Origin of the sequence: Pseudomonas sp. NFACC13-1, assembly GCF_900104425.1 — a bacterium.
Taxonomy (GTDB): Bacteria; Pseudomonadota; Gammaproteobacteria; order Pseudomonadales; family Pseudomonadaceae; genus Aquipseudomonas; species Aquipseudomonas fluorescens_AA.
Map to the genome: position 1 here is coordinate 208,704 of NZ_FMXV01000002.1, position 15,152 is coordinate 223,855.

Annotated in this window: 12 protein-coding genes; 7 read left to right on the plus strand and 5 right to left on the minus strand. The window is 64.6% G+C overall.

Features of this window, described 5'->3' with window-relative positions; genetic code table 11:
* Positions 1-437: 437 nt before the first annotated feature.
* Positions 438-1,391 carry a 2-hydroxyacid dehydrogenase gene (locus tag BLQ55_RS03370; protein ID WP_092198116.1) on the plus strand — a complete coding sequence of 318 codons (954 nt, stop codon included), beginning with the start codon at positions 438-440 and terminating at the stop codon, positions 1,389-1,391.
* Here BLQ55_RS03370 and tssA read toward each other — a convergent pair.
* Genes tssA through BLQ55_RS03395 form a run of 5 tightly spaced genes read right to left on the minus strand, consistent with a single transcriptional unit; the run spans position 1,388 to position 8,913 of the window.
* Complete coding sequence (gene tssA, locus BLQ55_RS03375) at positions 1,388-2,464, minus strand: type VI secretion system protein TssA (RefSeq protein WP_092252370.1); 1,077 nt, start codon at positions 2,462-2,464, stop codon at positions 1,388-1,390. The genes BLQ55_RS03370 and tssA overlap by 4 nt on opposite strands.
* Positions 2,461-6,285: a type VI secretion system protein gene (locus BLQ55_RS03380; RefSeq protein WP_092252372.1), complete on the minus strand. Its 3,825-nt coding sequence runs from the start codon at positions 6,283-6,285 to the stop codon at positions 2,461-2,463. Before BLQ55_RS03380 ends, tssA begins: the two co-directional genes overlap by 4 nt.
* Entirely contained in the window at positions 6,282-7,046 is a 765-nt protein-coding gene (locus BLQ55_RS03385; RefSeq protein WP_092252374.1) for a DotU family type IV/VI secretion system protein, read from the minus strand. Before BLQ55_RS03385 ends, BLQ55_RS03380 begins: the two co-directional genes overlap by 4 nt.
* 18 nt (positions 7,047-7,064) lie before the next feature.
* On the minus strand, positions 7,065-8,396 hold the full coding sequence (gene tssK, locus BLQ55_RS03390; RefSeq protein ID WP_092252376.1) for a type VI secretion system baseplate subunit TssK: 1,332 nt from the start codon (positions 8,394-8,396) through the stop codon (positions 7,065-7,067).
* Positions 8,397-8,448: 52 nt separating this feature from the next.
* Positions 8,449-8,913, minus strand: a complete 465-nt coding sequence (locus BLQ55_RS03395) for a type VI secretion protein (RefSeq protein WP_092165325.1) — start codon at positions 8,911-8,913, stop codon at positions 8,449-8,451.
* 224 nt (positions 8,914-9,137) lie between these two features.
* Here BLQ55_RS03395 and tssB point away from each other — a divergent pair, with 224 nt between their 5' ends.
* From tssB to tssG, 6 genes are all read left to right on the plus strand, one after another.
* Positions 9,138-9,698 carry a type VI secretion system contractile sheath small subunit gene (tssB, locus tag BLQ55_RS03405; RefSeq protein WP_060741947.1) on the plus strand — a complete coding sequence of 187 codons (561 nt, stop codon included), beginning with the start codon at positions 9,138-9,140 and terminating at the stop codon, positions 9,696-9,698.
* A gap of 30 nt (positions 9,699-9,728) precedes the next feature.
* On the plus strand, positions 9,729-11,210 hold the full coding sequence (tssC, locus tag BLQ55_RS03410) for a type VI secretion system contractile sheath large subunit (protein ID WP_060741946.1): 1,482 nt from the start codon (positions 9,729-9,731) through the stop codon (positions 11,208-11,210).
* A 227-nt stretch (positions 11,211-11,437) separates the two neighbouring features.
* Positions 11,438-11,935 (plus strand): Hcp family type VI secretion system effector, encoded by a 498-nt coding sequence (locus BLQ55_RS03415; RefSeq protein ID WP_024617958.1) that lies wholly within the window; start codon positions 11,438-11,440, stop codon positions 11,933-11,935.
* A gap of 13 nt (positions 11,936-11,948) precedes the next feature.
* Positions 11,949-12,389 carry a type VI secretion system baseplate subunit TssE gene (gene tssE, locus BLQ55_RS03420; RefSeq protein WP_092252379.1) on the plus strand — a complete coding sequence of 147 codons (441 nt, stop codon included), beginning with the start codon at positions 11,949-11,951 and terminating at the stop codon, positions 12,387-12,389.
* On the plus strand, positions 12,373-14,163 hold the full coding sequence (gene tssF / locus BLQ55_RS03425) for a type VI secretion system baseplate subunit TssF (RefSeq protein ID WP_092252380.1): 1,791 nt from the start codon (positions 12,373-12,375) through the stop codon (positions 14,161-14,163). Before tssE ends, tssF begins: the two co-directional genes overlap by 17 nt.
* Positions 14,127-15,152, plus strand: coding sequence for a type VI secretion system baseplate subunit TssG (gene tssG / locus BLQ55_RS03430; RefSeq protein ID WP_092252381.1), 1,026 nt, complete (start codon positions 14,127-14,129; stop codon positions 15,150-15,152). Before tssF ends, tssG begins: the two co-directional genes overlap by 37 nt.

Sequence of the window (15,152 nt, forward strand, 5' to 3'; positions counted from 1 at the left end):
CGCTTTCCGGTCACATGCACCCGGCCGGGACGAGTCGGAAAACCCCGACAGGCAGCGCCCTGGCCGAAACAGGGGCGCGATTGTCCGGGATTCACGAGCAGAAGCAAAGACTTAGCTGAGGAGCGGTTGTGCGGATCAGATCGCCGCGGTGGAATTGTCCCTGTATTTCCCTGCGCTCCCTGTAGGAGCGAGCTTGCTCGCGATAGAGGTGGATCAGCTTGCATCGATGTGAACAGACCGGCGCCATCGCGAGCAAGCTCGCTCCCACCATTGGATATTGGATCGGAGTACAAGCAGCGAGACAGGCCATCTGCCAGGCCCCCACACAAAGTCCCCCTGCAACCAAAATGCACATAAAAAGCCAAGCCCCCCCTGCCCCCGGCTCCTACAATCAGGTTGAATAGCCACAATCGATCCAGCGCCCACAGGAGCCCAGCATGACCGCAACCGTTCTGGTACTGGTTGAAACCGTCAATGAATACCTGCCGATTCTCGAGCGGCAGGGTTACCACCTGGAATTGGCGCCCACGCCGGCCGAACGCAAGACAGCGATTTTCGAACACGGTGAACGCTTCAGCGCGGTGCTGACCCGTGGCCCCCTGGGTTTGACGGCCGAGGAAATCGCCGCCCTGCCCAACCTGCAGATCATCTGCGTGATCGGTGCCGGCTATGAGCAGGTGGACCTGCAAGCCGCCCGCAACCGGGGCATCGTGGTAACCAACGGCGCCGGGGTCAACGCCTCGTCGGTGGCCGACCATGCCATGGCGCTGTTGCTGGCGTTGGTGCGCGACATCCCTCGGGCCGATGCGAGTGTGCGCCGTGGCGAGTGGGCCAAGGTCATGCGCCCTTCCCTGGCCGGCAAGCGCTTGGGCGTGCTGGGCCTGGGTGCGGTGGGCATGGCCATTGCCAAGCGCGCTGCCCTCGGCTTCGACATGAGCGTCAGCTACCACAATCGCCGGGTGCGCAACGACGTGCCCTACACCTTCTGCACCACGCCCACGGAACTGGCCCGGGTCTCGGACTTCCTGATCGTCGCCACACCCGGCGGCCTGGATACCCGGCAGTTGATCAACAAACAGGCCCTCGACGCCCTGGGGCCCCATGGTTTCCTGGTGAACATCGCCCGCGCCAGTGTGGTCGCCACCGCCGACCTGATCAGCGCCCTGGAACAGCGCCGGATCGCCGGCGCGGCCCTGGACGTGTTCGATCACGAACCCGAAGTGCCGGACGCGCTGAAAAGCCTGCCCAACGTCGTACTGACGCCCCATGTGGCCGGCCTGTCGCCGGAAGCGACGCGTGGCACGGTGGAGTTGGTGGGCCAGAACCTGAACGCGTTCTTTGCCGGCAAACCGGTGTTGACGCCGGTGCCGCTACCCGACGCGCAGCTTTAAAGCACCCCAAGCAAGGTCCACAACCGCCGGGATTCGGCATCGGCACTGATCAGTTCACCCAGCAGCTCGCTCAGCGGCTTGTTGCCCCACTCCACACCACGCCGGATCAGATAGGGCACCGGGCTATGGGGCTCGGTACGGGCCAGGTAACCGGCGATCACCAGTAGCTGTCGGTAGGCCTCTTCACGATTGGCCGGCTCCTGGAAGACTTGGGCGGCCGCCTGCGGCTGGGACGTCGACGTCGGCGCCGGGGACGTTTGCACCGGCACGACGGTGGGTTGCTGTGGGTGCATCGCGATGAACTCCTCTACCAATGTCAGCAATGCCTGGATCACGTCCTGCAGGGATTTGTAGCCCGGGGCCAGGTTGCCCAGGTAAGCATCACTCCAGGCCTCGAGCCGTTGCAGGTGCTGCAGGCTCAGCAACAGGCTGCCCTGGCGATGCAACCAGAACGACAAAGGGGTGCTGCGAATCAGTTCGGTGAGTTTCTTTTGGTCGTTGCGCGCCGCTTCCGCCGACGCCTTGGCATTCTTGCTGTCGTTGACCAACACTTGCTGACGTTGCAAGCGTTGCCAGTCGTCCAGGCAGAAACTGGCAAACGCCGCGTCCCGGCCATCGAGCAAGGGCACCCGCGTCAGCAATACTTCGCTGTAGCGACGGGCCAGCCACTCCAAGGGGATCACCCGCCACGACTGGTCGCCTTCATCGGCCTGGGGATGCAACTGCTCCGGATAGCGCTCACACAACCCCGCCACCAGCGCCAGGCTGCCCGGCAACCCCTCCAGCCCGGCCCGATGCAACCAGGCCTCCCCCAGCCAGGCACTGATCATCAAGTCCTTGCTGCGCTCCAGCAGCAGCGCAGTCGCGAGCCGCTCCAGGTCCGGCCACAGGGCGCGCTTGATCGAAGACTGCCACACACCGGTGGGCAAGCTGGTGTCGTCCTCCCGGCGCAATTCGCGCAGTTGATCGTATTCCGGCTCGTAGCGCAGGTCAGAGCCACAGGGCGACTCGGCACTGATCGGCTCGAGCAACTGAGTGACCAACTCGGGCAAAGGCGATATCGGCACGCTCACAGACCCTCCTCACGGGTGGCGATGGCGGGGCTCGATGAGGTCGCCATGAAAGGTGAACGGGGTGCCCGCGTCGGCAGCGGCGGGATCGACAATGGCAACTTGGAGCCCTGGCTCATCAACGACAGGCGCACGAACATCAGTGTCTGTTCCGCCGTGCGGGCCTGGGTCTGGGCAGTGACCGGCAGTTGCAGGGCCAAGGGAAAATCGGTGTAGTCGACATTCGGCTGGCGCTGGGCCGATCCCAGCGCGCGCATCAGGCGCAGCAATGACCACGGCCCCTGGTACTCCCAGCCGGCCTCCAGGTCGCGCACCACCAGGTTCGGTTGCAATGGATCGTTGGCCGGACGCTGGTAGCCGTTGCGGGCCCAGCGCAAGGTCAGGCGCACGGGCTGGCCGACCATCCACCGCAGGTTCTGCTGGCCGCCGCCAGGGTAGCTGATCTGTTGGTTGCCGGCGTCCAGGCTCCAGGCGATCACTTGGTCAGCGCCGCGCTCTTCATCACGGTCGGTCCGCCAGCGCACGTCCATCTCCACCCCCAGAATGCCACTCTTGTCGCGCACGAACAGCGGCCCGAGCCAGGTGCCGGCCTGTTTCAAACGGCTGAGAAAATCCTCGGCCGCCAGGCGGTCCGGCGTCTGGCTCAACACCAGCCCGGCCTGGGCCAGGGGCAGGCGTGTGTCGATCAGTTCCAGCAGGTGCCGGACCCGCGCCGGGTCGGCATCGCTGGCTCGCACATCCAGGGCGAACGGAAAGCGCCCGGCCAGGTATTGATTGAAATAGTTGGCCAAGTCATTCCAGGCGGTCGCCGCCTGGTTCTGTTGCAGGTACAGGCACCGTTGCAGGGCGCCCTGCTGCAACGCGACCGTGCGCTGGGCCAGGTCGCCGCGCCCGCTGGGCAGGCTGGAGGTCTGCAAGATCTGCGCACAGGACGTGGTGTCCATGGCGATGAAGTCCCGGCTCACCAATTGCTCCAATTGGGCCGCCGAGCTGGCCGGGTTCTGGTTCTTGTACTTGAGCAATTCATCGTTGAGGGCCATGAAGCGCGCCACCTGGTCGTGCTCCAGGGCCGACAGGTTGTCCTGCTGGACGATCAGCCATTCCAGGGCGGGCATTCGCTGCTCGGCAACCTGCAACATCACGCCGAATTGCTGGCTCAGGCTCAGCTTCAAGTCTTGTGGATCGCTGGCACCGTACAACTGCAAGCCGAAGTTCTTCGAACCGTCCCAGCGCTGGACATCGGCTCGCTGGCTGAACAGCGGCTGGGCATCGATTTCGTCCAGGCCACTCTTGATCTGCGCCAATGCCCGGCGATTGAGCAGACGCTGGAAACGGATCGCCAGGTCGCCGCGGTGCACATCCATGAAGGCTTTTTGCAGCGCCACGGCCTGGGTCGTTTGCACATTGAAACCCATGCCGGGCAACGATGCGTCGCTTTCATCCAGGCTCAGCCACATGGCCCGTGCGGCAGCGCCTTCGGCGGCCTGCATCAGCGCGTCACGGTAATCCGGCGGAATGCGCGGCAGTTCTTCGCTGGCATAGCTCTTGTAGCTGGCGAAGTAGTTCAGGGCGACGCTGAAATCATCACTGCCATCGCCCTGGCCCATCGCATCGGGGTTGCTGTCCGACGGATCCTTCTGCATGGCCAACGCCACGAAATCGCGCTTGAACAGTGCCTGCACCGCACCGTCCAGCGCGGTGACATGGTCCTGCAAGACCAGCAGGCCGCTGCCCTGTTGCACCAGCAGGTTGTCCCGGGAGCCGGTCTGGACGATCCACTGGTCACGAAAACTCTGCTGCAACTTCGCCGCCTGGCTCTCCAGGTCCTGCTCGATATCCGGCCCCAGCAAAGCGCTGTGACTGACCTTGTCCAGCATCTGGCTGTAGCCGGGCACCAGGTCCTGGCCCTTGCCTCGGCCCCAGGCCGAATTGGTCAGGCTGACCAGCGTCTGCAAATCGTCGATCAGCGCCATCAGGTCTTCGAGTTCGCTCAAGGAATTGCCGCTGCCGGCTTCCAGCCGTTGCAGGTGCAGCTTGAGGTAACCGGCCTGGCGCACGAAGTTGTCCGCCAGGAAGTAATGGTCCAGCCAGCGCTGCATCAGGCCGGTGAAATTATCGGAGATCACCGGGCGCGCGGCGTTCAGGTCCAGCCCTTTCAAATCGCCGTTCTGGGCATCGAACAGCACCCGGTTGTAGAAATGTGCACGGCTCAAGGTGCCGGTGTTGAGTCCCAGGGACAACGCGGTATTGCTCAGTTGCACCAGTTCGTCCAGCGGCGCCTTGGGGTCGTTCACCACCTGGCTGAACATCTGGTTGTGCTGTTCCAGGCGTACCGCCAGGTCCACCAGTGCCTTGGCCTTCACGTAGCTCTGCCATTGCGCCGGGTCTTCACTCTCGACATTGCCCCGCCGCTCGGTGTTGCGGATGGACTTGAGTTGCTCCAGGTCTGCGTTCAACAGATCCCGCAACGGCAAGATCCAATGATGCCGGGCGGTCAGGCGCAACCCATTCTCCAGTTGCGTGTCCACGGAAGAGAACCACGAGGTGGGAAAGACCACCGAGACGAAGCGCCAGCGCGGGGCTTTTTCCAACACGTTCCAGTAGTTCTGCACGTTGTGGCGGGTCGGCTCCAGTTGGGGTTCGTCGGGGTCGACGACGAGGTGGTTCTTATGGGCGCTGAGGATCAACCGCGACAACCCTTCGGCTTGCTCCACCGAATCGTGCCAGACCCAGACCATGCTCCCCAGCCAGACCAGGCCCACCACCAACGCCACCGCCGCGGCCAACCGATGCCCGCGCTGGCGCAAGCGCAACAGCCTTGGCACAGGCTGGGCCAGGCCACGTTCGGCCACTAGCCGTCGCGACCACAATTGCCGGGCGAACACGGTTTGCCCCTGGGCGCTGTCGGCGGCGGCCAACCCGTCGCCGCTGACGGCCGGCGCCTGGCGGGCGGTGAAATACACCCCGCGAAAACGCGGCGCTTCGCCTTGGGCGTTGCCCTGGAACACCGGTTCCAGCAGGATCTGCAAGGCCCGCCGCAAGCCTTCGAAACGCTCCGGCAAGCCATAGAGATCGGTGCCCAATTGTCCCGACAGCGCACCGATCTCGATGATCGACTGCGACAGCGCGGCGTTGACCTGGTCCAGGGCCTGATCACTCCATTGCGACTGCCACGCCGCATCCGGCAAATACGGCGACGACCAGCCCAGCATCGACTCGCGCGCCTCGGCGGGCAGCGCGCTGACCAGTTCCTGGAACCCGGGCAGTTCCTCCATCCCGGTCATCACCACATACACCGGCAGGCTGAGGCCGAAGCGTTGCAAAAGGTCGATGAAGCAGCGCCGGACCTTGAGGCTCAGCTCGGTGGTGTGCTCGATGTCATCGAGGGTGCTGAACGGCACGGTCCAGATCACCGCATCCAATGGCCGTTTGCTGCGCAAGCGCAACATCAGCCCGAGCAGGCGCCACCAGTTGCCCCGTTGCCGGTTCATGCCTTCGTCGGGCAGGAACAGCGCCTGGGGCACCACCAGCACCGCGCCTTCGACATCGCAAAACCAGCGCCCGAACCAGGCGGCCTTGTCGGTCGGTTGCAAGCGCCACTGGGCGCACAGTCGGGCACCGTCGGTTTCATTGCCGAGCATCATCAGCCAGGGCATCTGATAGCGGTCCCGGGTGCCCTGCTCCTGTTCCATGTGGCGCACCGCCCCATAGAAACTGCGGATCGCCGCCCCGCCCTGGGTCCGCAGCCACCAGATCAGAGCCGCGATCAACAGCACCGCGACGATGGCGATCAACACCAGGGCAACGATGCCCAGGGTGCTCATGAATCCAGCTCCTGAACCACCGCCGACTCGTTCAGTTGCAACACTGGCTCGAGCTCCAAACGGATGTCACGCCAGAACACCTGCCCCAAGCCGGTCAGCAACAACACCATCGCCAGGATCGCCAGCCCCAGGCGCAAGCCGTCCGGCAACGACTGCTGCACCGGCATGCGCACCGGCGGTGCCGCCGCAGCCAACGCCAGGCGCTGGCTGACGTCGACATAATCGGGGTCGTGTTGCCAGGCGAAGGTGAACAGCGCCGCGCGCCACTTGGCCTGCTGGATCTGGCCGGGCTCGCCCCGCAATCGCCCCTGGAACCCCAGGATCAGGCACTGCAGGTAGACGTTCGCCAGGTCCCGGGTACCGGGCATCTGCTCGTCCAGCAATTTCTTGATCGCCGCCGGCAAGCGCTCGCCGGCCTGGCGACTGGCATACATGCGTGATTCGAGGGGGTGTTGCTGCCAGGCCAGTTGACCGGGCCAAGGGCTGAACAACAAGGTTTCGTCCACCAGCGCGACGAAGGCATAGACCAGTGCCTTGACCTGTTCGGTGGCCGCATCGCCGACGGTGGCGAAGGCCACCCGCCACAGACGTTGGGCGCTGCGCCCGGAAAACTCCACCACCCGGTTGACCAATACCGCGGAGTCGCTGTCCTTGGGCAAGTCCTGCCATTCCTGGGACCACTTCAGCCAGGCCTGGCGAAAAGCGCTGCTCAACGGCGCCTCATGCAGACTCCGAACCGCCCCGCCACTTCCGTCAGGCATACGATTCCCCCTTTGCGATCAGGCACTATCACTGGCTTGCGCCACGAACAACACCACTTGCCACGGGCTGCTGGCCTGGGCCGATGCCGGCGCCACGATGTGCAGCGGCAATTGCCCGTCGAACCATTGCCCGCTGGCGGCCACCACGAACAAACGGGTGTCGTCGCCGACGCTGTAGGCCACCTGTTCGTTACGGCTCATGGCCTGGTGGTGCAAACCGCTCATGCGCTGCCGGCTCAGCAGCGGAACGTGCCGCGCCGACGCGATGATCGCCCCGCGCAACCAGTCGGCCGCCGCCTGCTCGTTGGCACCGTTGGGCATGCGCAGGCCGATCACCAGGCGTTGATCCGGCTGGTCGTCCGGCAACTGGATGGAGAAGACCTGCTCGTTGCGCTCGAAGGCCAGGCTGCGATAGCCGGCACGGACCAGCTCCAGGGTGGTTTCCAGCCAATCCAGCAACGGCTCGTAGCCACGCTGCAACTCGAGAAAATCCAACGGTGCGAAGGCCGGGACGCCCGCCAGCGGGTCGAGGGCCGACCAACTCCCGGCCAGCCCCAGCAGCAAACCATAGAGTGCCTGGGGCGTCGCCACGCGGGTGTTCAGCACCCCTTCGACTTCCGGCAAGCGCGCCCACAAGGCGGTCAATTGCCGGCGGATCTCCATGGCATCGTCCTGGTTGCCGGCCGCCTGGGCCTGACGCAAGCGACCGGCGAGGAACATGCACTTTTCCCGGGCCCGGGCACACACCCCGGCGACCCGCCGGCCAAGGACCGATTCCGGCAACAGGACCGGCGTTGGTGGCGTGTAAGGTACGCGCCAGAAGCCACCGCCCTCCTTGCGGATGCGCAGCAACGGCAGGCAGATCGAATCGGCCTTGCTCAGTTGTGTGCACAACCTCGGGTTGGGTCGCCAGACCGTGATCGATTCGGGAAACTCACCGCTGGTGAGGTCCGGCAACGCCTCGCCGACCACCGACTGCAAACGGCCCTTGAGCGGCAGCAGTTGCCCGGCGCGCCACAGTGGGCTGACGGCCAGGTACACGGTCACGGTGGCATCGGCGGTCTTGTCGATGGCCTCGGTGATGTCCAGCTCCAGGGTCGGCCCGACGCCAGCCTGCAGATTGACCGGCAAGCCGTCCGGCAAGGTGCCTTGCAGTTGCAGCAGGCGTACCTGGCCGGCGCTGAGGGCCGACGGGTCGACGTCCAACTGGCTGACGCCCCAGAACCAAGGGTTGCAGGCCCCGGCGAAATGCGCGGCCAAGGCCTCTGCACGCAGCCCCTGCAATTGAAAATGCTGGGGCAGCAATTGCATGCCCTCATGCCAGCACACCGCGTCAGGTAACAGACTCATACGACTCCCTTCGACATCCCAATGTCGCCGCCCATGGCGGCCCGCGGTTTACTCAAGGTTGACGGTCATCACGCTGGCCATCGTTGACGAGGGTCATCTCGCGACTGTCGAACTTCAGCCAGGCCTTGCGCTGATCGTCCAGCCGAAGCCGGTGGGCTCCGGGAGTGTTATAGCTGGCGAAGACCAAAAGTCCAGCGGCGCGCCGGCCCTCCAATGGGAAGGGTTGGCGGTCGATGAATTGCCCCGGGACCAGCTCCAGCCCCCACACCGACATGAGTTGACGATAGTCGCGCTGGAACTGTTCGCGCTCGGCGAACCATTGGCTGGCGGTGATGCCCGACAGCTGCTTGAGCAGGTCCGGGTCGTTCACCGCGATGAAATCCACCGCGATCGGCGTGTCGTCATTGGCCCGGGGCGCGACGTCAAGGGTCAGGCTGTCCAGGTCGACACTGGGGGCAAAGAACGAGCAACCGGTGAGTGCCAGGCTCAAAAAAAATCCATAAAAAAAGCCACGCAAAATGAATCTTCCTTTTCTCAGCGGTCAAAAATTGTTTTTGCTTGCTTTTTTATAGACCTGTTCTAGCGTCTTGGGTAGTTCGACCCACGCGGTTGAATGGACCAGGTTCGTCAAGGGAATGACAGGTTTCCTGCCGCCCGTTTGCAACCTGCGGATCAGCAAGGGAATGCGATGAGCGGGACTCCCGATGCATTGCTCCCACACATGCATCGGAGTCGGCCGCCATGGCAGAAAGTACCCAGCACAAGCTCGACAGAGTCCGTCCTCCCCGCGTCCAGATCACCTATGACGTGGAAATCGGCAACGCCATCGAGAAAAAAGAATTGCCACTGGTGGTCGGCATTCTGGCCGACCTCTCGGGCAAGCCGTTGGACCCGCTGCCCAAGCTTAATGAGCGGCGCTTCACGGAAATCGATCGGGACAATTTCAACGAGGTGCTCGCCTCCATCTCCCCCCGCGCCACGCTGCAGGTGAACAACACCCTCAGCGGCGACGACAGCAAGCTCAACATCGAACTCAACTTCCGCCACATCGACGACTTCGACCCGGTCAAGGTTGTGGAGCAGGTCACGCCGTTGCGTCGGTTGTTCGAGGCGCGCCAACGCCTGCGGGATCTGTTGACCAAGCTCGACGGCAACGATGACCTGGACAAATTGCTGCGTGACGTGATCGCTAACACCGAAGGCCTGCAAGAGATCAAGTCGGCCCGGCCTCAGGACGCAACGCAGGAGCTGCCGACCGTCGCCGCCAACGATGACCCTGCCCCGGCCGAACCACAGGCCTGATCGCGCGCATCATTCAAGGGAGATACCGCCATGCCCGCTTCATCCAGCGCTCAAACCAGCGAGAGCACGACCCAGACCCTGTCCCTGCTGGACAAGATCATCGCCGAAGGCCGCATGGCCCACGACGACAGCCAGCAAGACTACGCCCGCGACATGCTGGCCGAATTCGCCACCCAGGTCCTCGACGAAGGCATGGCCATCGACAAGGATACGGTGGCGATGATCAACGACCGTATCAGCCAGATCGATGAGTTGATCAGCGCCCAGCTCAACGAAGTGCTGCACCATCCCGACCTGCAGAAACTCGAAGCCTCCTGGCGCGGCCTGCACTTGCTGGTGCAAAACACCGAAACCAGCACCCGGCTGAAATTGCGCCTGCTCAACGTCACTCAGAAAGAACTGCAGAACGACCTGGAAAAAGCCGTCGAATTCGACCAGAGCGCGCTGTTCAAGAAAATCTACGAGGAAGAATACGGCACCTTCGGCGGGCATCCGTTCAGCCTGCTGGTGGGTGACTACACCTTTGGCCGGCATCCCCAGGACATCGGCCTGCTGGAAAAACTCTCGAACGTCGCCGCCGCCGCGCACGCCCCATTCATTGCCGCCGCCAGCCCGCGGTTGTTCGACATGACCAGCTTCACCGAACTGGCGATCCCCCGGGACCTGTCGAAGATTTTCGAGAGCCAGGAGTTGATCAAGTGGCGCGCCTTCCGGGAAAGCGAAGACTCGCGCTACGTGTCCCTGGTGTTGCCGCACTTCCTGCTGCGCCTGCCCTACGGCCCGGACACGCTGCCGGTGGAAGGCATCAACTACGTCGAAGACGTCAACGGCACCGACCACAGCAAGTACCTGTGGGGCAATGCCGCCTGGACGCTGGCGCAACGCATCACCGAAGCCTTCGCCAAATATGGCTGGTGTGCGGCGATTCGCGGGGCCGAAGGCGGTGGCGCGGTCGAAGGCCTGCCGGCCCATACCTTCCGCACCAGCTCCGGGGACCTGTCGCTCAAATGCCCGACCGAAGTGGCGATTACCGACCGCCGTGAAAAAGAACTCAACGACCTGGGCTTCATCTCCCTGTGCCACAAGAAAAACAGCGACGTGGCAGTGTTCTTCGGCGGCCAGACCACCAACAAGGCCAAGGTCTACAACACCAACGAGGCCAACGCCAACGCGCGGATCTCGGCGATGTTGCCGTATGTACTCGCGGCCTCGCGTTTTGCCCATTACCTGAAGGTGATCATGCGTGACAAGGTCGGCAGTTTCATGACCCGCGACAACGTGCAGACCTACCTCAACAACTGGATTGCCGACTACGTGCTGATCAACGACAACGCGCCGCAAGAGATCAAGGCGCAGTACCCATTGCGCGAAGCCCGGGTGGACGTGACGGAGGTGGCCGGCAAGCCCGGCGCCTACAAGGCCACGGTATTCCTGCGGCCGCACTTCCAACTGGAGGAGTTGACCGCCTCGATCCGCCTGGTGGCGACCCTGCCGCCGCCGGTAGCTGCCTGACGGTTGAACTTGTGGCGAGGACACTGTTGTGGCGAGGGGATTTATCCCCGCTGGGGCGCGAAGCGGCCCTAAATACCGGCCACTCGGTGTATCCGGCAGATTAAGTTGACTGCTCAAGGGGCTGCTGCGCAGCCCAGCGGGGATAAATCCCCTCGCCACAGGGGTTTGGCATTCGTTTCTAGGGGTATCGGGTACCACCTACTTGTCTTCTTCAGGAGTTCCACACAATGGATGCAATCATTCTCGACCTCGGCGGCGACATCAAGGGCGACAGCCTGCTGGAGGGGTTCACGGACAAGATCGAGGTCATGTCCTACAGCCATAACGTGGCAATGCAGGTCACCAACGACGTCAGCAACTCGGAGCGTACCTCCGGCCGGCCCCACATCGGCGAATTCACCCTGACCAAATTCGTCGACAGCTCCACCCCCTCCCTCAATGAGTATTGCTGCGCCGGCAAGCCAATCCCGCAAGCCGTCATCACCATCGGCCGCAACGCCGCCGAAGGCAGCGGTAAACTCATGCCCTTCATCATCTACACCCTGACCAACGTCGTGCTGTCCAACGTCAGTGTCAGCGGCGGCACCGGCGGCAAACCGGTGGAAACCCTGTCGCTGAACTTCACCAAGATCAAATGGGAGCTCACCGCGCAGAAAGACGACGGCACCAAGGAAGGCACGGCGGGCACGACCTGGGACCTGGCCGCCAACAAAATGACCAAGTAAGGCCGCCGCGCCCATGGCTGGCTTCGGGCTGCGCCCGCCCCTGTTCGAACGCCTGGCCAGCCCGGACGACACCGGGCGGGCGTTCGACCGACAGGCGTTGCAAGACTCGGTGCATGCCGAACTGTCGCGCCTGTTCAATACCCGACGCGGTCCACGGGCGCTGACCGAACCACCGAGCATCCTCGACTACGGCATCGCCGACTGGACCGCGCTGCAACAGCAGCGCAGCGATGACCGGCGCCAACTGACCCGGGAAATCCGCCAGGCCATCACCCACTTCGAACCTCGCCTGCGCCTGGGCGAGGTCCAGGTCTGCCCGGTGCCAGGCCATCCACAGCAACTGTGCATACGGCTGTCGGGCGAACTGCGCGGCGACCTGCACGCCTGGCCCGTGGCCTTTGTCATCGAGCACGCCGGCGACGGCCTGGAGGTACGCCATGAGCGACTCGATTGACCCGCAACTGCTGGACTACTACCAACGCGAGCTGACCTGGTTGCGTCACGCCGGGAGCCTGTTCGCCGAGCGTTATCCCAAGGTCGCCCGGCGCCTGGAACTGTCCCCCGGCGAATGCCCCGACCCCCACGTCGAGCGCCTGCTGGAAGGGTTCGCCCTGCTGGCCGCGCGCTTGCAACGGCGGCTGGACGACGACTACGCCGAATTCAGCGATGCCCTGCTCGAACAGCTTTACCCGTTGGCCATGCGGCCCTTGCCGTCGTGTGCCATCGTGCAATTCGAGCCCGACCCGAGCAAAGGCAACTTGAACGAGGGTTACCCGCTGCCCCGCGACACACCGCTGTTCGTCACCACCGACACAGGCCAGAGCATTCATTTCCGCACCACGGCCGCCGTGCATCTGTGGCCAGTCCACGTTAGCGAAGCGCTGCTGCTGGGCAGCGATGAAACCCAGGCGCTGACCGGGGTGGTCCAGGCCCGTTCGGCCTTGCGCCTGGAATTGCGATGCCTGGGGGAAAGCCAGTGGTCGACGCTGGGAATCGAATCGCTGCGGGTGCACCTGGCGGCGTCACCGATGATCAACGCCGGGCTGTACGATTTGCTGGGTGCCCACGCCATCAAGGTCCTGGCCGGCGCGCCGGGCAGCGTGCCCGAGCCGTTGGCCGGCTTGCCGCAGATCGTCGGCTTCGCCAGCGACCAGGTCTTGTTGCCGGACGAGGACGGCGTGCACCCTGGCATGCGCCTGCTGGCCGAGTACTTTGCCTTCCCGGACAAATTCGGTTTCTTCGACCTGCCCCTGGCCGGCGCCACCAGCGACAGCCAGGCCTTGTACCTGTACATCGTGTTCGACCGGGCGCCCAGCAGTCGCCTGCCGCTCCAGGCCAGCGACATCGCCCTCGGTTGCACGCCGGTGATCAACCTGTTCCCCCGCACGTCCGAGCCGCTGCGCCCGGATGGCACCCGCAGCGAGTACCGGTTGGTGGCCGACAGTCACCGGGAAAACAGCGTCGAGATCCACAGCATCCGGGGCATGCGCGCCATCTCCGGCCAGGGCGTGCGCAAAGTGCCGGCCTACTACGGCAGCCAGCATGGCAGCGACCAAACCTGCTACTGGCATGCGCGCCGGGTCAGCGGCATGAGCCCGAACCGACTGGGCACCGACTTGATGGTCAGTCTGGTGGACACCCGGTTCGACCCGCTGGCCGACACCCGCGACTACAGCCTCACCGCCGAACTGCTGTGCACCAACCGCCACCTGGCCCAAAGCCTGCCGGCCGGTACGCCGCTGGGTTTCGAGCGCCCGGGACCGGTGGCCTGGGCACGCCTGCGCAACCCACCCAGCCCGCAAAGCCTGCCGCGCCTGGACGGTGAATCGCGCTGGCGGCTGGTGTCGCAATTGACCCTCAACCATCTGTCACTGGTCGAAGGTCCCCAGGCACTGGACGCACTGCGTGAAATTCTCCAATTGCACAACCTGCGGGACGAGGCCAGCGCCCACCGCCAGATCGAAGGGGTCGCCGGACTGGGCTGCGAGCGCGTCATCGCCCATGTCGGCGAAGATGCCTGGCGCGGCTGGCGCAACGGCCTGGAGGTGCGCCTGCAACTGGATCCGCAACACTTTGTCGGCAGCAGTGCCGTGCTCTTCTCCGGTGTGCTGGCGCAGTTCTTTTCCCTTTACGCCACTGCCAACCGCTTCGTACGCACGGTGCTGGTCCAGTCCGACAAGGAGGTGAAGACATGGCAACCCCAAGCCGGCAAACCCCTGGTGCTCTGAACCTGAGCGAGCGACTGCGACGCGACCCGCAACGCTTCGAATGGCTCCAGGCCCTGTTGTTGCTCGAACGCGAACACCCCCAGGCCGAGCCCCTGGGCAGCGGCACCGCGCCGCACGCCGAGGCCTTGCGCCTGCGCGGGCCCTTGACGCCGCTGTTCGCCGCCAGTGAAGTCGAGAGCCTGGACTACGAACCCGGCTTGCCGCCCACCTTGACCACACCGATCTTCGGCCTCGGCGGCCCCGACGGCCCGCTGCCCTACGCCTACCAGGAATGGCTGCAACAGCGAGCGCGGGCGAAGGATCACGCCCCGGCGCAGTTCCTCGACCTGTTCCAGCATCGCCTGCTCAGCCTGCTGTACAAGGTGATGCGCAAACATCGTATCGCCCTCGGCTTCACCGCCCCAGGCGCGTCCGCCGTACACGCGCAACTGCGTGCGTTGACCGGCCTGCTGCCCAAGGCCTTGCAGGAGCGCCAGGCCGCCCCCGACTCGGCGGTCCTGGCCTGCACCGCGCTGTACGCCGATGGCCGGCGCTCCCTGGACGGGTTCGCGGCGATTGTTCGCGAGCAGTTCGGCTTGCCCGTGGAACTGAGCGCCTACGAAGGCGGCTGGCGTGAAATCCCGCCGGCCAGTCGCAGCCGCCTGCAACCGGGCGGGCGCAACCTGCGCCTGGGCCGCAACGCGGTGGCCGGCACCCGGGTCTGGGACGAACATGCCGGCGTGCGCATGACCCTCGGCCCCCTGAGCACGGCCCAGGCCAGCGGATTGCTGCCCACCGGCGAGACCCATCCGCTGCTCGCCAGCCTTTACGCCCTGTACTTCGGCCCTGACCTGGACTGCACCCTGGTGCTGCTGGTCCGCGGTGCCGGCCCGCTGCAACTGGGTCGCCAGGCAGCGCCACGGTTGAACTGGAACGCTGGCCTGCAACGCCAGCCAAGCCTGGCCGTGCAACGGATCGAAACCCGCCTTCGCCAGCAGGAGATCGCCTGA